At 43.9% G+C, this 25,890-nt stretch carries 25 protein-coding genes; 15 read left to right on the plus strand and 10 right to left on the minus strand.

Annotated elements, in window-relative coordinates; translation table 11 throughout:
- Positions 1-7: 7 nt before the first annotated feature.
- A complete protein-coding gene (locus ACE1TF_RS01205; RefSeq protein WP_375013615.1) occupies positions 8-928 on the minus strand; it encodes a prenyltransferase in 921 nt (306 codons plus the stop codon).
- A 140-nt stretch (positions 929-1,068) separates the two neighbouring features.
- Positions 1,069-1,614 carry a GNAT family N-acetyltransferase gene (locus ACE1TF_RS01210; protein WP_052363872.1) on the minus strand — a complete coding sequence of 182 codons (546 nt, stop codon included), beginning with the start codon at positions 1,612-1,614 and terminating at the stop codon, positions 1,069-1,071.
- 219 nt (positions 1,615-1,833) lie between these two features.
- Between ACE1TF_RS01210 and htpG the strand changes: the two genes are divergently transcribed.
- The gene (htpG, locus tag ACE1TF_RS01215) at positions 1,834-3,699 is read left to right on the plus strand and encodes a molecular chaperone HtpG (protein ID WP_375013618.1); all 1,866 of its coding nucleotides are present in this window, start codon (positions 1,834-1,836) and stop codon (positions 3,697-3,699) included.
- A gap of 60 nt (positions 3,700-3,759) precedes the next feature.
- Complete coding sequence (locus tag ACE1TF_RS01220; RefSeq protein ID WP_375013620.1) at positions 3,760-4,518, plus strand: hypothetical protein; 759 nt, start codon at positions 3,760-3,762, stop codon at positions 4,516-4,518.
- Here the strand turns inward: ACE1TF_RS01220 and ACE1TF_RS01225 are convergent.
- From ACE1TF_RS01225 to ACE1TF_RS01235, 3 genes are read right to left on the minus strand one after another with little or no spacing between them, the layout of a single operon-like run.
- A complete protein-coding gene (locus tag ACE1TF_RS01225; protein WP_375013622.1) occupies positions 4,448-5,290 on the minus strand; it encodes an SPL family radical SAM protein in 843 nt (280 codons plus the stop codon). The genes ACE1TF_RS01220 and ACE1TF_RS01225 overlap by 71 nt on opposite strands.
- A complete protein-coding gene (locus tag ACE1TF_RS01230) occupies positions 5,287-5,796 on the minus strand; it encodes a methylated-DNA--[protein]-cysteine S-methyltransferase (RefSeq protein ID WP_042401684.1) in 510 nt (169 codons plus the stop codon). Before ACE1TF_RS01230 ends, ACE1TF_RS01225 begins: the two co-directional genes overlap by 4 nt.
- Complete coding sequence (locus tag ACE1TF_RS01235) at positions 5,793-6,344, minus strand: bifunctional transcriptional activator/DNA repair enzyme AdaA (protein ID WP_042401681.1); 552 nt, start codon at positions 6,342-6,344, stop codon at positions 5,793-5,795. The genes ACE1TF_RS01230 and ACE1TF_RS01235 overlap by 4 nt, the downstream gene beginning before the upstream one ends.
- 546 nt (positions 6,345-6,890) lie before the next feature.
- Here ACE1TF_RS01235 and ACE1TF_RS01240 point away from each other — a divergent pair.
- Both ACE1TF_RS01240 and ACE1TF_RS01245 read left to right on the plus strand, forming a co-directional pair.
- Positions 6,891-7,550, plus strand: a complete 660-nt coding sequence (locus ACE1TF_RS01240; RefSeq protein ID WP_042401678.1) for a response regulator transcription factor — start codon at positions 6,891-6,893, stop codon at positions 7,548-7,550.
- Positions 7,543-8,994 carry a sensor histidine kinase gene (locus tag ACE1TF_RS01245; protein ID WP_375013626.1) on the plus strand — a complete coding sequence of 484 codons (1,452 nt, stop codon included), beginning with the start codon at positions 7,543-7,545 and terminating at the stop codon, positions 8,992-8,994. The genes ACE1TF_RS01240 and ACE1TF_RS01245 overlap by 8 nt, the downstream gene beginning before the upstream one ends.
- A gap of 49 nt (positions 8,995-9,043) precedes the next feature.
- Here ACE1TF_RS01245 and ACE1TF_RS01250 read toward each other — a convergent pair whose 3' ends face one another.
- Positions 9,044-10,387 carry an MATE family efflux transporter gene (locus ACE1TF_RS01250; protein WP_375013628.1) on the minus strand — a complete coding sequence of 448 codons (1,344 nt, stop codon included), beginning with the start codon at positions 10,385-10,387 and terminating at the stop codon, positions 9,044-9,046.
- Positions 10,388-10,669: 282 nt separating this feature from the next.
- Here ACE1TF_RS01250 and ACE1TF_RS01255 point away from each other — a divergent pair, with 282 nt between their 5' ends.
- From ACE1TF_RS01255 to ACE1TF_RS01270, 4 genes are all read left to right on the plus strand, one after another.
- Complete coding sequence (locus tag ACE1TF_RS01255) at positions 10,670-11,326, plus strand: YkyA family protein (protein WP_042401675.1); 657 nt, start codon at positions 10,670-10,672, stop codon at positions 11,324-11,326.
- Positions 11,327-11,329: 3 nt separating this feature from the next.
- Positions 11,330-12,745, plus strand: coding sequence for a putative glycoside hydrolase (locus ACE1TF_RS01260; protein ID WP_375013631.1), 1,416 nt, complete (start codon positions 11,330-11,332; stop codon positions 12,743-12,745).
- A gap of 580 nt (positions 12,746-13,325) precedes the next feature.
- The gene (gene dinB / locus ACE1TF_RS01265; RefSeq protein ID WP_375013633.1) at positions 13,326-14,432 is read left to right on the plus strand and encodes a DNA polymerase IV; all 1,107 of its coding nucleotides are present in this window, start codon (positions 13,326-13,328) and stop codon (positions 14,430-14,432) included.
- Between the two features lie 66 nt (positions 14,433-14,498).
- On the plus strand, positions 14,499-14,900 hold the full coding sequence (locus ACE1TF_RS01270; protein WP_375013635.1) for a recombinase family protein: 402 nt from the start codon (positions 14,499-14,501) through the stop codon (positions 14,898-14,900).
- Between the two features lie 15 nt (positions 14,901-14,915).
- Here ACE1TF_RS01270 and ACE1TF_RS01275 read toward each other — a convergent pair whose 3' ends face one another.
- The gene (locus ACE1TF_RS01275; RefSeq protein ID WP_375013637.1) at positions 14,916-15,944 is read right to left on the minus strand and encodes a DUF4339 domain-containing protein; all 1,029 of its coding nucleotides are present in this window, start codon (positions 15,942-15,944) and stop codon (positions 14,916-14,918) included.
- Positions 15,941-16,174, minus strand: coding sequence for a hypothetical protein (locus ACE1TF_RS01280; RefSeq protein ID WP_042401662.1), 234 nt, complete (start codon positions 16,172-16,174; stop codon positions 15,941-15,943). The genes ACE1TF_RS01275 and ACE1TF_RS01280 overlap by 4 nt, the downstream gene beginning before the upstream one ends.
- An 81-nt stretch (positions 16,175-16,255) precedes the next feature.
- On the opposite strand from ACE1TF_RS01280, the gene ACE1TF_RS01285 reads away from it, so the two are divergent.
- Positions 16,256-17,089 carry an STAS domain-containing protein gene (locus ACE1TF_RS01285; RefSeq protein WP_042401661.1) on the plus strand — a complete coding sequence of 278 codons (834 nt, stop codon included), beginning with the start codon at positions 16,256-16,258 and terminating at the stop codon, positions 17,087-17,089.
- 46 nt (positions 17,090-17,135) lie between these two features.
- On the opposite strand, the gene ACE1TF_RS01290 is transcribed toward ACE1TF_RS01285, so the two are convergent.
- Positions 17,136-18,674, minus strand: coding sequence for an FAD-dependent oxidoreductase (locus ACE1TF_RS01290; RefSeq protein WP_375013640.1), 1,539 nt, complete (start codon positions 18,672-18,674; stop codon positions 17,136-17,138).
- 148 nt (positions 18,675-18,822) lie between these two features.
- On the opposite strand from ACE1TF_RS01290, the gene ACE1TF_RS01295 reads away from it, so the two are divergent.
- Entirely contained in the window at positions 18,823-20,064 is a 1,242-nt protein-coding gene (locus tag ACE1TF_RS01295) for a hemolysin family protein (RefSeq protein ID WP_375013642.1), read from the plus strand.
- Between the two features lie 41 nt (positions 20,065-20,105).
- Here ACE1TF_RS01295 and ACE1TF_RS01300 read toward each other — a convergent pair whose 3' ends face one another.
- Positions 20,106-21,362, minus strand: coding sequence for a flavin monoamine oxidase family protein (locus tag ACE1TF_RS01300; RefSeq protein ID WP_375013645.1), 1,257 nt, complete (start codon positions 21,360-21,362; stop codon positions 20,106-20,108).
- 175 nt (positions 21,363-21,537) lie between these two features.
- On the opposite strand from ACE1TF_RS01300, the gene ACE1TF_RS01305 reads away from it, so the two are divergent.
- From ACE1TF_RS01305 to ACE1TF_RS01325, 5 genes are read left to right on the plus strand one after another with little or no spacing between them, the layout of a single operon-like run.
- Positions 21,538-22,218, plus strand: coding sequence for an MOSC domain-containing protein (locus ACE1TF_RS01305; RefSeq protein WP_375013646.1), 681 nt, complete (start codon positions 21,538-21,540; stop codon positions 22,216-22,218).
- Positions 22,202-22,738: a GNAT family N-acetyltransferase gene (locus ACE1TF_RS01310; protein WP_375013648.1), complete on the plus strand. Its 537-nt coding sequence runs from the start codon at positions 22,202-22,204 to the stop codon at positions 22,736-22,738. The genes ACE1TF_RS01305 and ACE1TF_RS01310 overlap by 17 nt, the downstream gene beginning before the upstream one ends.
- Positions 22,739-22,741: 3 nt before the next feature.
- Positions 22,742-23,569 carry a DUF2268 domain-containing putative Zn-dependent protease gene (locus ACE1TF_RS01315; protein ID WP_375013650.1) on the plus strand — a complete coding sequence of 276 codons (828 nt, stop codon included), beginning with the start codon at positions 22,742-22,744 and terminating at the stop codon, positions 23,567-23,569.
- 1 nt (position 23,570) lies between these two features.
- Positions 23,571-24,749, plus strand: a complete 1,179-nt coding sequence (locus ACE1TF_RS01320; RefSeq protein WP_375013652.1) for a thiolase family protein — start codon at positions 23,571-23,573, stop codon at positions 24,747-24,749.
- On the plus strand, positions 24,740-25,879 hold the full coding sequence (locus ACE1TF_RS01325) for a CaiB/BaiF CoA transferase family protein (RefSeq protein WP_375013654.1): 1,140 nt from the start codon (positions 24,740-24,742) through the stop codon (positions 25,877-25,879). The genes ACE1TF_RS01320 and ACE1TF_RS01325 overlap by 10 nt, the downstream gene beginning before the upstream one ends.
- Positions 25,880-25,890: the final 11 nt, after the last annotated feature.

Here is a 25,890-nt window from a genome sequence, read left to right on the forward strand (position 1 = left end):
TTGTTTTTTATAATAGTCCGCTAATGACGAGGCAAATCGTGATGATCAAGCCTGAGCGTACAGACGCTTTTAACGATGCACCCATCAGTTTCACATACGACTCGTTGGCATTCGTCTCGTTAAACGATGGATACACTTTGAATAACGGTATTGCAGGGAGGATGGCGAGCACTGTGTACCACGGAAACACACCGACAACTATGCCGACAATAATTGAGAAAAATCCTAGAGAAGCGAGTACTTTAGAAAAGCGGAGCGCTCCTTTTTCGCCAAGAACAACGACGAGTGTTACTTTTCCAGATGCTTTATCGGCTTGCCAATGTAAGAAATGATGATTAAATAAAATTAGAGTGGTTAAGATTCCAATTGGCACACTCATCATGAAGGCTTGTACGTCCAATTGCTCGGTAAGGACGTAATACGTACCGACGACGGGCAACACTCCGAAAGCGAGGAAAATGGCTACTTCACTATATCCTTTCCCCCGATAGCCAAATTTAAGTGGAGGAGCAACGTAGAAATAAGCAATAGCGCCGCCAGCAGCTGCAAATAATAAAACCGTCCAACCGACAAACGCACTGATCACGACGCCGCATAGGAGGGCAATAACAAAGAATAGCCACGTGACGAAGGAAAATGTTCGTTCGGGAACAGCCCCACTCGGTAATACTCGAGAATTGGTAGAAATGGCAGCAGCCGTTTCTTCAGCAGCGATATCTACACCATTTCGATAGTCCCATAGATCATTAATCATGTTGCTAAACAGGTGAGCGCTAAGCGCACCAATAAGTGTGAGTAAAAATAGTCCGAGATGAAAAGTTTCATAAACAGCAAACGCTCCAGCTGCACCGATGAGCACTGGAAGCACCATCACAGGTAGCACTTGGGAGCGGGCAGTTTTCATCCAGAATTTCACGGATGTGTGCATCGTTTTCCTCCTTGAGAATCTCTCTCATTAAAAATATACATGGAAACTACGAATTTCACAATCAATGACCGTTAGTAGATTAAGGAAGATGAACGTTGGCTTTAGCGGGAGGGGACGGCTAAAGCCATAAAAACGCTCAATTATATAGAGGGGACACCATCAGCTTCTTCGAGATTTTTACCCATAATGACATAGGGTTCAAGTAAGGAGGAGGGGTAAAACGTTTCAGATATTGTTTGCCATCCGAGTTGCTCATAAAGCGCTCTCGCTTTTTTGTTTGCTTCCTGCGTCGTTAATATCGCGGTATCGTGGCGAACCACGGTCGTGATATGTTCTAAAAGATAACGGGCAACTCCTTTGCGCCTTGCAGAAGGGTGAACGACGAGTTCGGAGAGTTCAAAGCAAGAGGATAGCCATTGTTCATAAACGGGACTTGGCAAGTTGGACTTCAACCGTTCGTGATAATATTGTCCAGGTTTAGACGTGTAGCCATAAACAAAACCGTAAAGCTCGTCTTTTGGGCCAATGACCTGAAGCCCTAAAAATCCTTCATATTCATAGTGTAGTTTCATTCTCTCTTGGATCGTACTAGATTCACTACTATTCCAAACATCATCATATAGTTGACTCATGGAGTGGAGCTCTTCTTCTTGCACTACGGTTCGAACATGGAATCGCGCAGACATCGTACACCTCACGATATGCGTCATTTTCATTCAGTGCCATTATACAATATGTACCTACGCCTTAAATTAACAATTCTATTAAGTGTACAGGTTTTATGTAACAAAAATGTGTAAAACATCCGCATAATCATTGACGATTTTGGGTGATTCGGTAAAATAATATGTAGGTTAGCACTCAAATGAGTGGAGTGCTAAACGATCGTTAAGGAGGAAACAGACATGACTAAAATTCCATTCCAAGCCGAATCAAAACGCTTATTAGAACTAATGATTAACTCCATTTACACACACAAAGAGATTTTTCTTCGTGAGCTCATCTCTAATGCAAGTGATGCAACAGATAAGATGTACTACCGAGCGCTTACCGATGACTCCATTACGTTTAATCGTGAAGATTACTACATTCAAGTGGAGACAGACAAAGAAAGTCGCACACTAACACTGACGGATTCAGGAATTGGCATGACACATGATGAGTTAGAAAATAACCTAGGCACAATTGCCAAAAGTGGTTCTTTAGCATTTAAGAAAGAACAAGAAATTAAAGATGGCCATGACATTATTGGTCAATTTGGTGTTGGTTTTTACGCTGCATTTATGGTCGCCGAAGAGGTGCAAGTGATCAGTCGTTCCGTAGATGAACAAAAGGCGTATTTATGGACGTCCAACGGTACGGATGGTTTTACGATCGAAGAAACATCGAAAGACGAGATTGGTACAAAAATCATTCTCACACTGAAAGAAGACACAGAAGAAGAAACGTATGAGGATTATTTAGATGAACATCGCTTACAGTCGATCATTAAGAAGTATTCGGATTTTATCGGCTATCCGATTAAAATGAACGTTACAGTGAGTCAGCCTAAATCGGATGACAGTGATGAAATGGAGGAAGTGGAAGAACTACAAACGATCAATAGCATGGTTCCGATTTGGAGAAAGAACAAAGCGGAGCTTAAAGAAGAGGATTATACACAGTTTTACAAAGACAAACGCTACGGCTTTGATACGCCATTAGACCATGTCCACATTAGTGTCGACGGGGCGGTTCGCTACAATGCAATTCTCTATATTCCTGAGTCTGCACCATTTGATTATTACTCAAAGGAATTTGAGAAAGGGTTGGAGCTTTACGCCAACGGAGTGCTCATTATGGAGAAATGCAGCGACCTTTTGCCTGATTACTTTAGCTTTGTCAAAGGGATGGTTGACTCTGAAGATTTGTCACTCAACATCTCGAGAGAGATGTTGCAACACGATCGACAATTAAAGTTAATTGCCAAAAACATTAAATCGAAGATTAAATCGCAACTGAAAACGATGCAAAAAAACGACCGAAACAAATACTTGAAGTTTTACGAAGCATTTGGTCGTCAGCTTAAGTTCGGCGTGTATAGCGACTTTGGCATGAACAAAGATGACCTACAAGATCTGTTAATGTTCTATTCGTCTAAAGAGAAGAAGCTCGTCACACTTGCGGAGTATGTAGAGCGTATGGCTGACGATCAATCTCATATCTACTATGCTACCGGTGAATCTGTCACGCGAATAGATAAGCTTCCACAAACGGAGATGGTCGCGGAGCAAGGATATGAAATTCTCTACTTGACCGAAGATATTGATGAATTTGCCTTAAAGATGATTGCGAGTTACAACGAAAAAGAATTCCAATCGGTTTCAAGTGCAGACCTTAACTTGTCAGAGAATGACAAAGAGAGTACAGCAACAGAAGAAGACCAAGCGATTTTTGCGAAAATGAAAGGATTTCTAGAAGGGAAAGTGACAGACGTTCGTGAATCGAAACGGCTAAAAACACATCCGGTCTTTCTGGCGGCTGATGGTGAGATTACGATAGAGATGGAGAAAGTCTTACAGTCCATGCCGGATAATCAAGATGTTAAGGCAGATAAAGTATTAGAAGTGAATGCCAAGCATGATGTATTTCAATCGCTAAAACAAGCGGATGACGAAACGTTGGAGCTCTATACAAAGCTGTTATACAATCAAGCCTTGCTGATCGAGGGGCTTCCACTTGAAGACCCTGTCGCATTTACACAAGATGTATGTAAAGTCATGGCTAACTAAAACGCCGAGGAAGTGAGGAGAGATCTTCACTTCCTTCATTTTATTACGAGGTGAATCGTTTTGAATATGGTGCTACTTGTCACAATGCATGACCCAAAAGGTGCGCTGCTTACGAAAATGCAGGAGCACGGTGAACAATTAGATGCGTACTTTACAGAAAAAATCGCCACGTGTAGTGACGAGACGCCGAATGTTTTACAGAAGGAGCTGCAACGCTTAGGATTTTTGGTGAAAGTCATTCCTGCAAAAGGGGCGGCTTTTGCTAGACATTCACTTCTCCACTTAGCAGATGAGCACGCGCAATCAGATCATTTTCATTATTGCGACACCGATCGGTTATTAACCTGGTTGGAGACGGCAAAAGAGCAGTTGGCCGCTGTGCACAAGACGATTCAGGAGAACGATTATACGGTAATTGGTAGAAGCGAACAGGCATTTCGCAGTCATCCAGAGTCTTGGCAACAAACCGAGAGTATTGTAAATCGGTTATTTTCGAAAGAAATGGGAGAAAAGTATTGGGATGTGACCGCTGGTTCTTGTGGGATGAATATAGCGAGTTTACGAACACTCATGCATGAGAACGTGTTCTCAATGAATGACGCCGCCTGGCCACTGCAAGTAAAGAAACGGAGTGGAGTGGTCGGTTACGTGGAATCTGACGGATTGGCGTATACACAACTTAATCGAGGAAGCGAGGATGAGGATGGGCTTCTCGCCTGGCGTGATCGGTTACGGCTTGCACTTGGGATTACCGATTCAATCCAAGATGTGCAGGTGGCAGAAAGCCATCCTGGTTCATCCTCACATTTTCGTCCTTAAAAACTGTTAAAAAGCGTTTTTTTAGGCGATCGCGGGCGGAGGGGTCGTACCAATCTCGGACGTGTTTTTCATCGTATAAGGACCGGATGTTAAGGCGTGAGGTTCGTTTTCCTCCACTTCCATCGCCTAAAAAGAAGTCATCAATACAAACACGCTCCACATAATCTGCCAAAAGTTTAGGGAAGTGGGAGGTGCTAGGCAATAGTGGGGCAACGGCTGCTTGAGTAGGAATACCTGCTGTTGCGAGTTTTTCTAATGCCTTTAATCGGCCGCGAATCGCAGGCGCATTCGGGGTGAACTGTTTCCGTATTCGGTCGTCATCGGTTTCAACAGTCATGCTAACAAACACTTGGTCTTTAAGTTCTTTGAATAGATCAAGATCACGTTGCACGATTGGGCTTCTCGTCTGTACGAACAGAAAAGCTGGACGGTTTTCGATGAGGGTAGTAAGGATCGATCGAGTGATTTCTGCTTTCATTTCGATGGGCTGGTAAGGGTCTGTACTGGAAGACATGAAGATGAAGACAGGTTCTTTTTTCTTTGCACGTACTAATTCTTTTTCGAGTAGTGCATTGGCATTTTGCTTCACATCGACATACTCTCCCCAGCTCTTTGTTCGAAAAAGGGCAATCGGCATTTGCCTCACGTAACAAAAACTGCACCCGTAAGCACAACCCGTATAAGGGTTTAGTGAATGTGTATAACCATTTAAAAACCCAGACGTTCGCGTGAGAATGGATTTTGATTGGACGTGTCGCACGTCTAGGTTCATGTAAACACCCCCTCTTCTAATTGAAGAAGTTGTTTTTTCATCGCTAAACCGCCACGAAAACCGGTTAATTTACCATTTTTACCGATCACACGATGGCAAGGAACGGCAATCATAACGGGATTTTTCGCAATGGCATTGCTCACAGCCCGAACGCTTGTTGGTCGGTGGAGTGCACGTGCCACGTCTGAGTAGCTCTTCGTTTGCCCATATGAAATCTGGCATAATTCATTCCATACTTGTTTTTGAAAAGGGGTTCCAACGAGATGAATCGAAATATCGATGGTGTTCGTTTTTTGAAGTAAATAGTGTTGCAAAGCATTCTCGTAGGGCTCTGTCGCGAGCGGGTCAGTCGTCAATACTGCGTCTGGTAAGTTCCGGTCCAGCCAAGCTTTTGTTGTTGAATAGGAGTCGGCAGGAGCTCCAACATAACAAAGCCCATATTCGCTAATTAATAAATCACAATGGCTGTTTTTTGAAACTGTGATGTTCGTGTAGTAAACATTCATCGTTTCCCCTCCTCGTTTCGAAATTGTTGTGGTGTACTGTGCATAACTTTTTCAAACGTTCGCTGAAATGATGAACGGTTCGTATACCCGACAGTGCGTGCAATTTCAGCAATTGATTTGTGCGTATGAACGAGTAGTTCTGCTGCTTTTTGTATACGCATGTATGTGAGTGTTTGTTTTGGCGTTTCCCCTGTTTGTGCTTTATAGATCTTTTGCAGGTGGGCAGAGTCTTTATGAAGTTTCATTGAAAGCCAACTCAAAGTGATTGGCTCGTCTAAATGATTTCTTAGCAAGGTAGTCATTGTTTGTGCAATCCGTGCGTTTGGCTCTAATCGTTCCTGTGGTTCGCAGCGTTTACACGGTCGATAACCGTGACGTTCTGCGTCTTCAGCACGTTGAAACACCTGTACGTGAGAACGATTCGGTTGGCGGGAGCGGCAAGACGGTTTGCAATAGATTTTCGTCGTTTGAACCGCATATACAAATACAGAATCAAAGGTCGAATCATTGTCAACAATGGCTTGCCAATCGTTATCGGTTGTTTGCACGTCATCACCTCACTGCTACTATACGAAAGAATGGTGTAAATAGAAAGTGTAGAAGAATGGAATCACAAGATTTGTGAATCCTCATCCAGTCTTCAAGTGAACTTCACACAAACTACAGATGGGGTCTGTAGTTTAGAATATGTAAACAGCAAGCTGCCCCCCAGCTGATGCTGAACGTAGCAGAAGAATCTGATGACAATCTATTCATATAAAGGAGGGACAATGAAGCATACCGGGGTGAACGGTTGATTAATTCATAAATTCCACATTGACGACAGATGTGCTGACAAAAATCTAATCAAGGAATTGCAGCCAAAATTAACCTAAAATCCATTAAGATCCCAGCGTAGGTGTTTCTACGTTGGGATCTTGCGCTTCTATAAGAAGATGGAAGTGTTACGTTGTCTTTGTTCGTAAAAATGCTCTAATAGGCAATTCTGTTAGAAAGTGTATCTTCAGGAATTCGTTGATGAAGTATCTTTTCTTTAAGAGAGGTGTCGGCATCGATTATAATGAGCGTATACTATGAAACTGTGGGGACCGTCTATGAACCGAATACTTGTTGCAGAAGATGATTTAGAGATCCAAGAAATTATAAAACAATTTCTTATCGCTGGTGGCTATGATGTGACGACTGCATCGGATGGATTAGAAGCGTATGAATGGATGAAAAATCATTCGTTTGATCTTTGTCTCATTGATGTGATGATGCCAAACATTGATGGGCTTCAACTTGTGAAAATGATTCGCCAACATTCGAGCGTCCCAATCATTATGCTGACGGCACTTGGTGAAGAAGAGGATCAAGTGCGTGGGTTTGAAACCGGCATTGATGACTATATGACGAAGCCGTTTTCTTTTCGAATTCTCACAGCGAGAGTCGAGGCGCTGTTACGAAGAGCCAATCAATCGGAACCAGACACTACGTTGCATTTTGGTAGTATCAAGCTCGATCCTGATCGATACCAAGTGTGGGTTGATGGTTGCGAGGTGACGCTGACAACGAGAGAGTTTGAGATCGTAAAGTTATTGCTCATGAATCAAGGCATTGTACTGACAAGAGAGAAAATTGTTGAGCAAGTGTGGGGTTATGACTATTTAGGAGAGACGAGAATGATTGATACACATATTAAAAACGTTAGAAAAAAGCTAGGCATTGATACGATTCAAACTGTGAAAGGCGTCGGTTATAAATTGGATGTTTAATCTCATTAAGCAACTGTCACCGAATCGAATTACGGGCAAACTGTTTCTAATTTCAACAGGTACATTACTTACACTTGCGTTTGTGTTTTATGTAGCCCTTTATTTATTTCTCCCGAGTTTTTATGAACAGTATAAGGTTGCACAAATTGACGAAGCGGTTGACGAATTAGTCGAGCAAGCAGAAGCAAGCCCGTTTCAATCGATTTATGAAGGGATGCAAGAGATTAGTTGGAATCAGAATGTGCATTTTCATCTGCTCGACGAAAACTATACACCGCTACTCTCCTTAAATGCTCGTTCCATTGAGATCGATGGGGGCTTAAACTATCGTGAACGCATTTTAGCCAACCCTGAGCAAATTGAAGGCTTTTCCGATGGGTATTCACGGACGATACCGATTTTAATCGAAGGGCAGCCGTTTTACTTGTACGTGAACGCTTCTTTGCAGCCGGTAAGTGAGGCGACTGAAGCACTGTTTCTCTTTTTGCCCTACATTATTGTGTTTGCGATTGTTTTATCTGTTGGGTTTGCCTATGTGTTCTCTAGACAGATCACAAAACCGCTTCTTCAGCTCAATCAATCCGCTCAATCGCTGGCACAGCTGAACTTCACCGAAAAAATTGACATGAAGCGGAGCGATGAGATCGGTGAATTATCTCAAAGTATTAATCATATGTCTGGGAACTTAGAACAATCGTTGGAACGGTTAAAGTCGGCAAATGAGCAGTTGCAGACTGATATTGAAAAAGAGCGGGCCATCGAAGAGAAGAGAAGAGAGTATTTTTCTGCAGTTTCCCATGAACTGAAATCACCGATTACAATTTTAAAAGGACAGCTTGAAGGCATGCTACACGAAATCGGTCCGTACAAAGACCGAGAAGTGTATTTGGCTAAGTCGATTCAGACGACCGAAGAGATGGAGAGTCTTTTGCAAAATATGATGAAGCTGTCGAAATTAGAAAGAAGCCTGACGAGTATCGAACGACAAGATATTCAACTCGCTTCCCTCATCAATCAGACGTTGGAGCGACTGGAGTACTTCCAATCAGAACGAGAGATTACGGTCGATTGTCAGCTAGAGGACGACGTGTGGGTTCAGTCAAACGAAGAACTCTTATCCAGGATTATGTATAACGTCATTCATAACGGCTTCATGTATTCTCCTCAAGGAGAGCAGATGGTCATTCGAGCTGAAAAGGTTCCTAACGCTTGGGACATTTCAATTGTGAATACAGGCGCAACCCTTTCAGATAAAGACTTAACGGCTGTTTTTGCCCCGTTTTACCGTGTAGAAAAGTCCCGAAACAAAAACAGTGGCGGTAGTGGCGTTGGCTTGTATCTCGTTCAACAAATGGCTGAAGCTTTGTCCTACCCGTACAAATTAGGAAATACTGATGCGGGAGTTCAGTTTACATTAACAGTGCCGGATGTGAAGAAAAGCTAAAGCGATGAGATTCGCAAAATACGAATCTCATCGCTTTCTTGTTCCCTCTTTATTCTTCAGCAAAAATCCGCTTTTGGTCCCACTTTCCGTAGCGGTAGTACAGATAGGCAAATAAACTACCGATGAGAAGGCTTATTCCCATCCCAATTCCGATGCCAATTTCCCCGAATAACGAGGAACAAAGCGCGGTAATGGGGTATCGTAATACCCAAAAGGAGATGATGTTCAATGCAAGAACTTGATACATAGCTCCCGACGCTCTTACGATCCCATTTAATACGAAGTTTATGCCAAGAAACGGATAGCACAAGGCAACGATTTGTAAGTAACGAGTCGCAAACAAAACCGCATCTGGATCTTGGATGAATAAACGCACGCCGTATTCCGCAAACAGCACAATAAACGTCGCAATGGCAAACATAATGACGAGATTATAAAGAACCGCATATTTGGCGAGCGTTCTTACGCGATCCCACTGTTCATCTCCAATGTTTTGACCTGCCATACTATTCACAGCCGTCCCAAGGGCCATGGCGGGAAGCATAATTAAGCTGTCTAAACGTTGAGCAGCGCTAAATCCGGCAACAACATCACTACCAAAGCTCGTCACCACGCTCATAATGGCGGCAACACCTGCCGCGATCACCGACATTTGCAACCCTGAAGGAATGCCGAGTTTTAAGATCAAACCAATTTCTTGTTTAGAGGGCAAGTGTGGCATAGTAAATGGTGCTAGCTTTTTTTTGATGATGTACATAACACCGAACAAAAAGGCAGTACCCTGAGAGGCAAGCGTCGCATAAGCAGCCCCTTCAATGCCCCAGCCAAATCCGCTGATGAACAACGGGTCTAAACCGATGTTTAAAACAACCGCGAGCAATACGATGCGAAGAGGCGTTTTGCTATCGCCGAGCGCACGTAAGATCGTACTAATAAAGGTATACCCAAAAAGAAAGAGAATGCCTAGAAAATTTATGCGCAAATAAGCGTCTGCTGATGCGAGCATAGCTTCAGGCGTGCCGATTAATAAGAGTAACTGCTCACTAAACCAATAGCCGGCAGCACCTACAGACAGGGCAATGAGGGTCATAGCGACAACAAATGCGTTTAAGTATCGTTTTAAGCCGGTTTGGTCATTTTTGCCTCGTTGTTGAGAAAGGATCGTTAACGATGCGTTGTTCAAACCAATGACGAATGAGAGAACGGTAAAGATGATCGTACTGGAAACGGCGACAGCACCGAGTGCATTAGCGCCAAGCAAGTTACCGACCCATAAGCTGTCAGTGATCTGGAATGAGGATTGAAGTAAGTTGGCGAGCATAATGGGCCCAGAAAACAGCAACAACGGCTTAAACAAGGGGCCTTGGGTGAAATCTTGTTGGTGTTGTTTCATACTCGAATTCCTTTCAAACGAAAGCGTTCCATCTAGTATAACCGCTCTCTATGCATTTGTCCTTGTTCATAATTCTACGATAATTGACAAAATCATACATCTAACTCTTCCACTCTTACGAAGGTGCTGATATAATAAATATGGTTTATGATTTCTAAAACTGGCAATTTTTACGTGCCGGTTTTTCTTTTGCCAATAGAGGAAAAAAGATCTAGGAAATCAGGCGCATTTCTAGTAACATTGTCGATAACGCTCAGGAGTAGAAACAGGGAGGAGAAACAAATGAAAAAGATGAACTTGGTGCTTGGTGCTGCTAGTACAGCACTTTTACTTGCTGCATGTAATGGCACGGACGAGCCGAGCAGCACAGAAGAGGCAGGCACGGCATTTGATAGCATAGAGTCGCAACACGAAACGATCATCAATGCAGCTCATAACATTTTGGAACAAGAAAGAGACTTGCAAATTCATTTTGAAGAAGACTTGGCAGATGACGCAAACGGTGCATTGACAGAAGGTTCAGGGCAAGTTGCTGAGAATGTAAGCACTCGTGAGCAGTACTTCAATGAAATTGAAACGGCATACGCTCAAATGGAATCTGACTTGTCCACCGTTGAACTCGTTTTAGAAAACGGGAATGCTGAAGAACTTCCGAGTGATCTTGAAGAAACGGCATCGAGTTTAGCAGATGCTAAAAGCGGTATTTCTTCATTTATCTCACAATATAGTGCCAATCTAGAGCGTCATCAACAATATTTTGATGGGCTAGGAAGCGAAGAAGCCGATTTTCAAATGTTGGCAGATGGCATTGAAACATTAAATGATTCTCATGTCGAAACACTTCCAGCTTGGGACGAGCTAGAAGAAGCGTTACTTACGATTGAAGAAATTCTCGCAGACTTTGAAATGGACGTTGAGGAAGAAGAGGGAGAGGAATAATTCATGAATAAACCTTTGAAACTATCAACTTTATTGTTTGCTGGCTGGTTTGCACTGAGCATTGGGGTGACTGACGTATCTGCAGAAGAAGAGGCTGAAGAAACGGATGCAGATGCTGAAGAAGAAACAGAAGACGATGCAGAAGAAGACAGTGATGAAGCTGAAGATGAAGCAGCAGAAGAAGAACGATTGTTTGATGTTATATCAGAAGAAGATCGACTCTTGTTTCTCCCACGCTTAATACCTGATCGATTTACATACGATAGTGGCATTGAGATTGAGTACCCTCAAGACGGTGTGAGAGGTGTGTATTCTACCGCATATTCAGCAGGCGGGGACCGGTTCGAAACGTTAGTTGATTTACTAGATCGCACCGAATTGAATTCAATGGTTATTGATATTAAAGACGACCACGGAAATATTACTATTGATACGGACTCCGAAGATGAGCGAATCCAAAACAACTCACAAGCCATTATTTCTGATGTTGATGGGATGATGGAAACGCTTGAAGATTCAGAGATCTACCCGATTGCACGGGTTGTTGTTTTTAAAGACCGTGTACTTGGTGAAAGTGAACCTCAACTTTCCTATACCGAGCCAGATGGCTCAATGTGGGAAAACTATGGCGATGTGTTTGTTAGTGCATTCTCTGAAGAAGTTTGGGAGTATAATGTTGAAGTAGCTAGAGAGGCTGCTAAGGCTGGATTTAAAGAGATTCAATTTGATTATATTCGTTTCCCAGAAAACCTCGCATCTAATGAAGATCGCTTGAATTTTGATTACGGTAAATACGGCGATATGGACGTTGAGAGTTCTGAGAAGCGGTTCCAAGCGGTTACAGATTTTGTTGAATACGCTCGTGAAGAACTAAGAGAATATGGTGTGAAAGTTTCTGTAGATATTTTCGGTGAACCCGTTCGTCTTCCTGACGGTGCACCAACAATTGGTCAAGATTATCAACGAATTGCAGAGCACGTTGACATTATCTCTGCCATGCCTTATCCAAGTCACTGGGGTGTTGGGCATATTGAAGGAATTCCAATTCCAGATCTGGAGCCATACAATGTTATGGATTGGTTTTCACAATTGGAAAACGATGTTTTAGGTGAATTGGATAACCCACCGGTTTCGAGACCGTGGCTTCAAGACTTTACAGCTTCCTATCTTGGATCTGGCAATTATATGAACTACGGGGTAGCTGAAGTTGAAGCGCAAATTCAAGCGCTGTATGACAACGATATTTACGAGTTCCTCCTTTGGAATGCGGGTAATTCGTATACTGAAGGCGTCGATTATACGCTCGGTCGCGACATTGAAATTGCGGGTGCTGATGAGAAGGCAGAGCGTGAAGATGAAGAAGTTGATGAAGAAGATAGTGATGAGGACTCTGACGACGAGGACGAAGATGAGGAATAAATGAATAAGCGACCCCAATCGGGGTCGCTTATTTTTTCGGATCTACACTAAATGTTAGGTTATTGTTCTATATATAAGTTGAACGAAAGAAGTTCTTCAAGAACCAATGGGTGGCTTCGTAAAGTGGAAACTGTGCTTGAGTTGCGGCTGAACGGTTCTCAAGTTAAGGGAAATCGTTGGAAAAGCGGTATAATATTGTAAACTCGGTGACAGATCACCGGGTCATGTGTACATCCCCGCCCCGAAGTCCCAACAAGCTGTCGGTACGAGCGGCGCCGAACCGGGTCCGAATTGGCTTCGGCCGTGCTGGGACCGACAGGGTGCTCCCTTATGGGCATTGAATCTCTTCTCCAGTTGGAACAAACTGCGCAGGAGTTTAGCGCAGTGAGCGCCAAAAGCGAAAAACTAGGCAAACTAGCACCGCGCTCCCCCTCCAATCCAACAGCGTGAATTAAAAAAATCTAAAGTTAACACGATATAGAACCGGAAGTGAAATGTTCATGTGAAGTTCCCTCGTCACTTGAAGAACGATCATACGTTCGCTATAATAAGTGTATATAAAAGTAGGGGGGAAGTAGCCGTGTCGTCAGGAATACAGTTTCCAGAACCTTATCGGGATATTTCACGGAAGATTATTCATATCGACATGGATGCGTTTTTCTCCTCTGTTGAAGAACGAGACGATCCACGGCTAAAAGGGAAACCCGTCATTATTGCGAAGCACCCTCACCAAACCGGGGGAAAGGGCATCGTATCAACGGCGAACTATGAAGCGCGTAAGTTCGGTGTACACTCGGCAATGAGTGCCTTTGAAGCATATGAAAGATGCCCACACGGTGTGTTTGTGTCTGGCAATTATGAAGCGTATCGCGAGGCATCAGCACAAATTCGAAACATTATGCTTCGGTATACAGACCTCGTAGAACCGATGTCCATTGATGAAGCGTATCTTGATGTGACGAACAATAAAAAGAACATTCCAAGTGCGACGGTCGTCGCACGGATGATTCAACGAGACATCTGGAAAGAGACAAAGCTGACGAGTTCAGCGGGTGTTTCCTATAATAAGTTCATTGCTAAAATTGCTTCTGATCAGCAAAAGCCAGCGGGATTAACGGTCATCATTCCTGATGAAGCCGAGGGGTTTCTTCGCCAATTACACGTGGAGGAGTTTCCGGGTGTCGGGCCGAAAACGGCGCAACGTATGCACGAACTTGGAATTTATACAGGAGATGACTTGTATCAGTTAGAGCAGATGGAATTGATCCGTCTTTTTGGTAAAGCGGGCATGTCTTACTATAAAAAGATTCGTGGCATCGATAATAAGCCGATTCGGATTGAACGTGAACGAAAGTCAGTGGGTAAAGAACATACGTATTTTAAAAACTTGTACTCAGAAACTGAAGTGCTAACTCAGCTTCAACGCTTAGCCGATGAGGTAATGAACGCATTAGTTAGGCATGGTAAGAAAGGAAAAACGGTTGTTCTTAAAGTTCGTTACCATTCTTTTGAAACGATTACTAGAAGAGTGAGTGGCAACCGTCACGTGCAAGCCTCTGACGATATATATGAATATGCTGAAGAATTATGGGCAGAGTTAGGGGATGCAGAAAAAGGGATCCGGCTACTCGGCATTACTGTCTCTAATCTTGAAGAAGCAGAGCATGTGCAGATTCCGCTTTTTTAAAGGGCGTTTGAAAAGGACGAGAAACAGGTATGAGACAGAAGTATAGACTAAAGGAGGTATGCGGAATTGATCTATGGATATGTAAATCCTTATAGTCGCGATGAAAAGGGCTTTATTCAGCGACAAATGCTTAAAAATTACGGTGTAGACTTTGTGTTTGAAGAACAAGAATTTGGAAAAGCGGATGAACCAGTTGAGCTCGAGAAGCTAATGGACACTGTAAAGCCGAAAGACACAATCGTTGTCATTAAGCTTTCCTGTTTTGCATCATCGAGTGAACAACTGATCGACAACTTATCAAAGCTACGCGAGCAAGGCGTTCGTTTTATTTCTTTATTTGATGGAATGGATACGAGAAAAAATGGCGAGTTGTACTTAAATATGATTAAACGTATGGATGAGTTTGGGTTTGACGTACGAAGTGAGCGAACGCGTTTAGGCATCCATAAAAATAAAAAGAAATCTTAAAACAGGCGAGTGGTTCTATTCGCCTGTTTTTTGCTCTGTCTTAATAAATTGTACATAAATTAGCATGAGGATCGCTATTAATCCAACGATCGTAACGAGAACGATGACGAAAGTGATAGGGAAGGTGTAGTAGAATCCAGCCAAAAGAATGGCGAAAGAAAACAATCCGATGCTTTGCCACTTGTTCCAATGCTTTGACAAGCTTGCGCCGATGAGCATGCCCCAAGTGAGGAATGTGCCGTACAACGAGAAAAGCGTCAAATTACTCCCAGCAAATGTTAGGAGCATCTGCCCTTCAATGATTGCATATGGCACGGCGATTAGCGCACCTATAAACAGGGCGTGGGGAAGGTCCTGATGCTTATACAATCGCATATAAAGCGCAACGCTTCCGATCAAGAAAACTAACAGTATAAATGAGATGCCGGTGATGGCAACGGTGGCGTAGCCGACCATGGCAACAACACCCGAAAGAATAACAATCACGGTATAGATTATTGGAAGCAATTGCACGTGTCGTTGAATCTCTAAAAGAAATACAATCCATAACAATCCAGGGAGAAGCAAACCTGCTATGGCAAATGGGATGGAAAGCGGGTTATTGGCTACGAAAAAAGACAATGTGAACGCGAGTAAATAGAAAAAAAGACTTAACAACATGACGCGCGTGTACACCCAAGGTTGTACAGGTTTTTGGACGGGGTGGTGAGCGAATAACACATCATTCGTTTCTTGCCAAGAATGGATCGTAAAGATCTTAGCAAAGAATTGCTTTCGCAGCACCCGTTTTTCAATAACTTCCTCCCATTTATGCATACGAGTTACGGGCTCTTGTAAGGTTGTCCTTTCATGACGCATGGAATAGGACTTCCATTGTTCATAAAGTTGTGTTCTTGAGAAGTAGCGCCACCCATCAATGATTCCATCCCATACGTACGTTTCTTTATGAATTTTCTCATCTTCATATAATTGCACCATCATTTTTGCAGAGAAAGGACCGATTTGATTGCCATCATCTACGAGGTAATACCATTCTTGTTTCATCGGTCACCTCTAGGCTTTAGCAAAAATATATCTCGATCATGCTCGCATACTTTATTGTGAACGTAACGGTGTAGCTGTTCGTATTCTTCCATCTGCTCATGAAGCTTTTTTTCATTCTCTTCCAATGTTTTGATCATCCGTTTGAGCTGCTTTAACTCTTCTTCTAATTGTACAATTTGTGTGCCCACTTCTTTTATGAGATGCACAACCTGTTCATCTTGATTCGACATATTTCTCTACCCCCATTTTTGCAAGACAATTGTGCACAAATGTTCTATGATAGAAATATATATGGAACAGGAGAGAAGATTATGAGCCAAAACGACGGTCTGTATGAATTTATGATGAGGAATAGCAGAACGGTTACTGAGCGTTGGTACGAAAAGCTAGACAAAAATGAAGGCGTGTACGCTTCGAGGAATCAAGAAGTAATTGATCAATTAAAGGAACAGAATCATGCTTTTCATCCACGTTTCTTTACGATCTTTAAAAGTACCATCGATGAGTTCCAGTCAACGCTTGAACCTTGGGTAAGAGAAATTGCTCGAGATGAGTATCATCAAAACACACCCATTCATCTGATTATTCGTGAATTCGCGCATAATCAACGACTCTATGAACAGTTATTGGATGAATATATCCAACAATCTCCTGAAAAATGGAGTGAACGAGATGAGCTTGATTGGACGATAGCCATTTCAGAAGCGATGAACACCGTTATTCAAATGTTTGCAAAAGCGTATGACGAAATTGCTGAAAGCAGAAACCTTGCTCAACAGAGAACGATTGCAGAGTTGAGTGCACCTGTTCTTTTGCTCACGAAACATACCGCTCTTTTACCGATCGTAGGAGATATTGATACGTACCGTGCGAAAATAATGTTGGAGCACACATTGCAACAATGTGCTGAAAAGCAAGTATCCACGTTGTTTATGGACCTTTCAGGTGTGCCGATTGTCGATACGATGGTCGCGCAACAACTGTTTCAGCTTATTCAAGGGCTAAGACTATTAGGCGTACATACGATTTTGTCTGGATTACGTCCTGAAATTGCGCAAACGGCAGTACAACTAGGTATACAATTTGATGAAGTCTCGGTTCGATCGTCGTTATCGCAGGCGATCCATGAAAAAGGGTTACTCTAAACAAAAAAGAACTCGTCAACAACATCGACGAGTTCTTTTTTGTTTTTTACCAACCAGACGAATCATCTTTCGTGTCGAGGTTCGTAAAAAGACTATGATCATGTGTTTGTAAAGGGGTTTCGGCTGGACCTTCAATGACGTCTCCAGTGTAGGAAAATCTTGATCCGTGGCAAGGGCAATCCCAAGTATGGTCACCGTCATTCCATGCCACTTCACACCCAAGGTGTGTACACGTTGTATCAACGATGTGGATGTGATTTTCGGTATCTTTAAATGCACCTTTTCTTTGACCATTATGCTTGAACACAATCGCTTCATTCGTATTCAGATCATCTAACGATTGATTCGTCAAGTCCAGCTTCCCGAGTAATAGGTGTTTACTAACGTTAAGGTTCTCTCTAAGAAAGGTCGCGATACTAGGGTTTGCATAAAACCGGTTGGGTGAATACAATGATGCATACCGATTTTGCTTGAGATGGACAGCGTCAGAAAGGATCATTGCGGCTAACGTGCCGGTCGTCATCCCCCACTTGCGATATCCGGTACTCACATATACGTTCGGATGTGCATCACTCATCCTGCCGATATAGGGCAGTTTATCAATCGTTGTTAAATCTTGGGCAGACCAACGGTCAACGATGCGTTCAATTCCGAAATGTTTATTGGCAAATGTTTCAAGCGCTTCGTAATGAGAGCTTGTCGCACGACCTTGTCCAGTTTTATGCTGTTCGCCGCCTATAAGTAGAAGTTCTTCTCCTCTGAAGGACATTTTGCGAATAGAGCGGACCGGATCTTCTGGGTTTAAATACATGTCATCTTCTGCGGGCATTTGTTTCGGTTTGATGGCAAGAATGTAGGAGCGCTCGGCGTACATTCTTGTAAAATAAAATTGGTTGCCTTCATAAAAAGGGAAATGTGAACAGACGATCACGTGAGACCCTTGCAGGCGATGGCCATCGCGTGTGATCACTTCTGGACGATCATCTTTAGACAAGTTTGTTGCTACTGTCTGCTCATAAATGCGCCCTCCGTGTTTAGTGATATAATGGACGAGTGAAGATAGGTACTTAATCGGATGAAACTCCGCTTGGTCCGGCATACGCAAGCCGCCCACCGCCTGTAGATCTGGAGGGCCTTCGATCGTTTCATGGGGAATGTTTAACGTTTTGTAAGCCATAGCTTCTCGTTCTAATTTACGAGCGTACACGTCATTCTCTGCGTAGAGAACAGCGTTCTTATCAACAAAATCGCAATCGATTGCCAAGGATTCAATTGTTTCTTTAATCATGTTTAATGCATCAGTAGCCCCTTCATAGTGAAGCCTTGCTTTCGTTTTGTCTGTATGTTGAATGAGTTCATCGTAGATGAGGCCGTGCTGAGCAGTAATTTTTGCGGTCGTATGGCCGGTCGTTCCGTTTACTAACCGATCAGCGTCAATAAGTATGACAGACACATTCGCTTTTGTAAGTAGGTATGCCGCTGTAATGCCAGTAATGCCACCCCCAACGATAATAACGTCTGCCGAGTCGTCCGCGGGAACTGCGGGAAACGACGGTATGTTGTAATCTTCTTCCCAAAGGCTCATAAATTTTACCCTCCTAAATTACGTGTAGTATGCACGAATTATTGAGAGGTATACGATGCTAAGCATAAGAGCTTTAACTACGTTATAATAAGAACAAGAAATGGAAATTGTATACACAAACGTTTATATCTTGAGTGGAGGAAGTCTTGTGATTATCGCGATATTTTTGCTGTTTCTCGCATCCAGTTTTTTTTCTGGAAGCGAAACAGCTCTCACTGCTACGAACAAAATTAAATTGCAATCTAAAGCTGCCAATGGGGACAAACGGTCGGCAAACTTATTGAAACTTGTCGAGAACTCTGAGGAGTTTATATCGGGTATTCTGATTGCAAACAATGTCCCTAATATCATTTTGCCGTCACTCGTGACGATTGTGGCGCTAGAATATGGCATTAATGTAGGAATTGCAACTGCCGTTTTAACGGTAATGATTATCATCTTTGCGGAAGTGTTGCCGAAATCAATTGCAGCAGCGTATCCGGAGCGGGTCTCTCACATTGTGTATCCGTTTACGTACATTTTGCTCAAAGTATTAAAGCCGTTTACATACTTGTTGAACATGTTTACACGTTTTGTTATTCGGGTGTTAGGTAGAGGAAATGAGGACGAAGCAACATTTTCCAAAGATGAAATGAGAGCGATGGTAGATATCGGTCATACGGAAGGAACGTTTGCTCCAGATGAAATGCAACGGCTAAAAGGGATGTTGGATTTCACAAAACTGAACGTATCAGACATTTTAAAAACGCCTAGAATAGATATCCAAGCCATTCCTGTAGAGTACACGTTTGAACAAGCGAAAGAAATTTTAAGCAATAACCAATACACGCGTTATCCAATTTATGAAGGCGACATCGATCACATTGTCGGTGTGTTTCATTCGAAGTTTGCTCTTCAATGGATTACGGAGCCAGACCGCACCGTGCGCGAAGTTTCTGATCTGAGTCCGCTTTACGTACATGAATTTCAGGCGGTAAACTCCGTATTCAAGAAGATGCTACAGGAAAAGAAACATTTTGCTGTCGTCCATGATGAATACGGAGGCACTGAAGGCATTGTTACCCATGAGGATCTCATCGAAGCGATGATCGGACAAGACATTGAAGATGAAACAGACACGTACGGATCATTTATTGTGAAACAAACGGATCATGAGATCATTTGTGAGGGTAAGCTCACATTACACCGTTTAAATAACGTGTTCTCGACGAACATCCCCGAAGACGAGGATAACCTTGCTGGTTTTCTGTTGGCTCAGTATGGCGGGTTGCCAGAAATAGGAGAAGTCATCAAGTTTAACAATTTGAGGTTTGAAATTCTGGAGGCGGATGAGAAGAAAATTAGCCAAGTTCGTATTACAAAACATGATGAAGAAGAGGAAAGCGAATAGATGTGGCCCAATTCCCAAGTGGGGATTGGGTCATAGATCATTTATTTGATATTCATCGCCGCGCGGATCCCTGCACGTACCGCTCCTTCCATAAAGTTCGGGAATTCGGTCGCGGTTTCACTGCTCGCAAACAAAAAGCGCTCGTATGGTAGACGTAAATGTTCTGCCGCATCCGGCTGCCCACCGAAATGAACGCTTGCTCCGTAGCCACCTCCACAATAGGGGTGGTCCACCCACACGCTGTCAGTCGCATCCGTATAGTCATAGGCAGCTGAACCGACACCCATAGCGAGTAAGCGCGTGGCTTCGTGAATACGTTCTTTCTCGTTCATAGTGGAAAAGCGCTTCGCTTCGTTTCCGCCGATAAACATCGTTAATCGAGGTTGTCCATTTGCTTTGCTTGATACAGAAACGGTAATGCCTTCAGGGTTTGTATACACTAGACCTGCCATCGGTTTCTCTGTATTCTTGGCATGCAAATCGTTCCAAAATGGCTGATCAAATTGCCAAGTTACTTTAACGATCGCGCCGTTCGTGTAGCTAGATAATGCGTCGCGAAACTGGGACTCAACCTCTTCTGGATAATTTAGAGAGGTTGCCACAGCAGGGGGAAGTGCAACAATGACTGCAGGGGCAGTGTACTGCTCGTTTTTCGTATGAACGGTATACATCTTTTCTGAAGTCCGGACGTGTGTGACCGGTGCCTCATAGATCAATCGATCTTTAAGTCGGTCCGCTAAGTACGTAACGACGGTTCCAAGTGGACCAGAAGCTTGGTGGGTAAGATCGCTTTTTTCTGATGGGTAGCGGTTATTCGTATCAATAAGTGCGATAGCGCTCAATTGATCAGGTTCGATCGTAACGAGTTCTGTTTGCATGCTACGAATAATAGAAAGGCTCGTATCATTCATGCCCGCATTCGCATACAATTGAGCGAGTGGAATATCGTCGGTTAAACGGGTGGCAAATAACTTCGGGACGAGTGGCTCCGTTCGTTGATCCGCATCTTCTTTAGTTTCTGCATGAATCATCACTGCATTGTCAGCGACCGTCGTCTCGGCTAAAGTTAGGCCCGCTCGTTCAATGAGCTTGACCATTTCAGACATATCATCATTAACGAATTGCGGTCCTCGTTCAAACCATCCGCTCTCTTTTTCTACAGACTCTACTTTTCCACCTGCTCGCTCCATCGCTTCAAGAACGGTTACGTGAAACCCATCTTCGATGAGCCGATTCGCAGCTGAAAGTCCAGTGAGCCCTGCTCCGATGATAATAACGTCGCTTTCATTGTGTTTCATTCAATCACCTCAACATCCAATTTCTTTTACTTTACCCATTTTTTTACGTCGGCACACGAAGAATGTGTTACGCTGAACTTGGAACGTTCTAAACGGTCGCAACGTTCGGTTTATAGAGGAAATGCAAGACCATATGGACAACCATTGATTACTTGTAACGTAAAGGAGAAACCGCATGCTACATCCAAGCATTCATACACTATCCATCGGCTTGCCGAAGGAAATGAACAGTCAGTTGGTGGATCAGTCAATCGTTACAGGCATTCAAAAGCAACCTGTAAAAGCTGTTGATTTGACATACGACGGCTTTGAAGGAGACGGTGTTGGCAATACGAAGAACCACGGTGGCAGAGATCGTGCCATTAGTTTTTATCCGTTTGAACACTATCAGATGTGGGAGGAAGAATTTGACCTTTCCCTTACAGCCCCAGCTTTTGGCGAAAATGTAACCGTTACGAACTTGCTGGAGCGAGATGTTTATATTGGGGACATTTACACGATTGGCAGTGCGACTGTTCAGATTAGCCAAGGGCGAGTGCCGTGCAACACGATCGACCGAAAACTGAATGTGAATGGAGTGTTTGCCCGCTTTATTGAAACCCGCTACTCTGGCTTTTTTGCGAGGGTTTTGCAGCCAGGCTGTATAAAAGAAGGAGACACCCTTGAGCTTATGGAGCGAACCGTCAATTCGCCGAGTGTTTGGATGTGCAGCGATGTTTATTTTAAACGTGAAGACTTTGCAAAAATCCAATCAATGCTCGAACTCAAGTCACTTTCACACGAGTGGAAAATTCGATATCGGAAAATTTTGAGGAGTTCACCAAAAGGAGGCAGTGAAGATGTGTCAAGCGGTTGATGAATATCGTATCGTTACTGAGCGTTTAGTGTTACGGACGTTACGGATGGCAGATGCCAAGCAGGTGGCGACGCTTTGCAACAATAAAAAGCTTTACGAATCTACACTTCACTTGCCTTTTCCTTATGCGGTTGCGGATGCAAAAGCTTGGATCGCTCATGAGACAAAGAATACGTATCGATGGGCGATCACAACAGAGGACGCAAAGAAGGTTATTGGCTCGATGTCACTTTCTGAAAACGCGCAACACGGTCATGGCGAAATCGGTTATTGGTTGGGAGAACCGTATTGGGGGAGGGGTTATGCGACCGAAGCGGCTTGTGCTGTGTTGGAGTGGGGGTTCCAGTCCAAAGGTTTTCACCGGATATACGGGCGTCACATGACGTTCAATCCCGCTTCAGGTCGGGTATTAGAAAAGTGCGGAATGAAAAAAGAAGGTGTGTTAAGAGAACATGTGCATAAAGACGGGGCGTTTTTGGATCTCGTCTATTACGGCAAATTGGTATCGGATTCGGTGTGACCGATGGATGTGATACATGGTTATCGCGACTTCATGAAGTCACCTCCAGTGGATGAACATTCGTGGCTGGCATACATTTCAGATTATGAACAAGTGTTTGATCCGATATTTGATCGGCTTTATCAGATTGTAGGAATTGAGGAGAAGCGTGCGTTATTTGCATCCATTAATGCCAATGAGCTGATTCGAGACGCCCGGGCAGGTGTTGCATGTGTAGATGAGCATGCCATTCGTCGTCGAGCACAAGACGCTGCTCGTTTCCTTCAGTTTGATGAAGATTTTGATGTGTATTTGCTCGTTGGCCTCGGTCATATTGACGGTTGTGCATTAAGAACAACTCGTCCGTTTCTTTATTTGGGTATTGAACGGCTTTTACATACGGACCGATCTGTTCTCATCGCCCATGAAATGAATCACCTCGTTCGATTTTCCCGGTTGGATGAATATGGTAAACGTATATGGACGGTCGGAAAGTTAGCGATTGCCGAGGGATTAGCTTTGCTCACCGCTCTTGAGTTGGATAGGGAGCCGATGACAGACGGGAATTTACAACGTATGCTCTTTTGTAGTTCCGCTACGTATGTACAAATGAACAAACATAAACGTGACATTATTCGAGAATTGGACCAACAATTTGATTTGCCGTTAACGAAGGAGCGAATGAACGCGTACTTTATGGCGCAACCGGACGCGGTCATTCCAAGGACCGGATACTTTTACGGAATGTGTATCATTCGAGCGCTTATTGAAGCGGGGCATTCGATTCCCTCACTCACCAGTCAACCGACAGAAGAGATTCGAAGCCTTTACAAAAAGTTAGGAGTTGAATGAGATGAGAGAAGTCGTCATCGTAGAAGCTGTTCGTACACCTGTTGGCAAGCGGAATGGACAGTTAAGTCAGGTGCGAGCCGATGAGCTTGCAAGTATGGTCATTCGCGAAGTCGTAAAGCGTGCGCAGCTGGATCCACATCAGATTGAGGATGTAATCCTTGGTTGTGTAAGTCAAGTTGGTGAGCAGTCACAAAACATTGCGCGAACCGCAGCATTAATTGCAGGTTTACCTGTGGAAGTGCCTGGAACGACAATTGATCGGCAATGTGGTTCAAGTGAACAGGCCGTCCATTTTGCGGCTCAAGCGATTCAGAGTGGGGATATGGACGTTGTCATTGCTGGTGGAATCGAGAACATGTCAAGAGTGCCTCTCGGGTCAACGGTACAAGGAGTAAAACCGAGTCCGGAGTTATCGAAACGTTATGAACTTTTGCATCAAGGGTTGTCAGCCGACCGAATTGCTGACGAGTGGAAAATGACGCGGAAACAATTGGATGAATATGCCCTTGAAAGTCACCGCCGTGCGGTTCGAGCATTGCAAAACGGATATTTTGATCGCTCGGTTATGCCCGTCACTGTCACACAGGCAGACGGTCAACAACACATTGTCAACCGAGACGAAGGGCCACGAGAGGATACGAGCTTTGAAAAGCTTGCTAGGTTATCCCCTGCGTTTAATCCAGAAGGAAACGTTACTGCCGGTAACTCTAGTCAGATTAGTGACGGGGCTGGATCAATGCTCATCATGTCAAAAGAACGAGCGTTAGCGTTAGGGTTTACCCCGAGGTTTCGGATTGTAGCAAGAACGGTAGTCGGCTCTGATCCAACGCTCATGCTTACCGGTCCAATTCCAGCGACCGAAAAAGTGCTTGAAAAAGCACGGTTATCGATTGATCAAATCGATCATTTTGAGGTGAACGAAGCGTTTGCTTCGGTACCGCTTGCTTGGCTGGATGCTTTTCGTGTAGATCCGAGCAAAGTGAACCCGTTAGGTGGGGCAATTGCGCTTGGTCATCCTCTTGGCGCAAGTGGTATGCGTCTAATGATTACGATGATGGATGAGTTGGATCGGACTGGAGGACGTTACGGACTACAAACGATGTGCGAAGGAAATGGCATGGCGAACGCAACCATTATTGAAAGAATCGTTTCTAGTGGGGAGGGTTCATCTTGGCATTAAATGATTTGCGTGTATTGGATCTATCAAGGCTACTACCTGGTCCTTATTGTTCGATGATGTTTGCTGATTTTGGAGCAGATGTGATTAAGATTGAGAGTATTGATGGAGACCCCGCTCGTCTTGACCCTCTCATCTCCGATGAGAAACAAGCAATGTTTCATAGTTTGAATCGGAACAAACGTAGCCTTTGCCTTGATCTAAAGTCACCGGAAGGCAGCAACCACTTTCTCAAACTTGTCAAAGAAGCGGACGTAGTCATTGAAAGCTTTCGGCCAGGTGTGATGGACCGTTTAGGCATTGGTTATGAAACCCTCAAGTCTGAAAATAAACGACTTGTCTATTGTGCAATCACTGGCTACGGGCAGTCTGGACCTGATCGAACGAAAGCCGGTCACGATGTGAATTTCATTAGTCGTGCGGGAATGTTAGACCTATCTGGACATGCCGGTGAAAAGCCTGTCATTCCTCCTGCGCAAATTGGGGATATTGGGGGCGGGGGATTACTCGCCTTCTCGGGAATTATGATTGCTCTTCATGAGCGAGATCGTACTGGCGTTGGCCAGTTTGTCGATATTTCTATGTTAGATGGCGCCCTTTCCTGGATGCAAACGAGCTTGCCGCAGTATCTTTCAAGTGGTGCGCAAGAAAGCCGGGGCGAGTTGCCATTAAGTGGAAGTCTCGCTTGTTATGAAACGTATGAAACAAAAGACAATCGCTGGTTCGCTGTCGGTGCGTTAGAACCTAAGTTTTGGCGTTTGTTCTGTGAACAAATAGATAGACCGGACCTCATCAGTAGGCAAACGGGCGACGCTGCCGTTCAGCGTGAAGTAAAACGAGAAGTGCAGCGAGAGTTCCACAAACGCTCTTTTCAAGAATGGTCCGCGATTTTTGCTAATTCGGATGCTTGTGTCACACCAGTGGCAACATTTGCAGAAATGACAAAAGATCCTCAAGTCGTCCATAGGGAGATGATTCAGGACGATGCACCTTCTGGGCGAACCATTGCCCAGCCGATCCGCTTATCCGAGACACCAGCCAGAGTCCGAACGGGTGCACCTGCGCTCGGGGAACATACTGAACAGATTATTCAGCACGGGTGGGTTCATCGTAATGCGTCAGTGAAGGAATAAGTGAGGAGGCT

The organism is Geomicrobium sp. JSM 1781026 (assembly GCF_041949955.1).
Classification (GTDB): domain Bacteria; phylum Bacillota; class Bacilli; order Bacillales; family Marinococcaceae; genus Geomicrobium_A.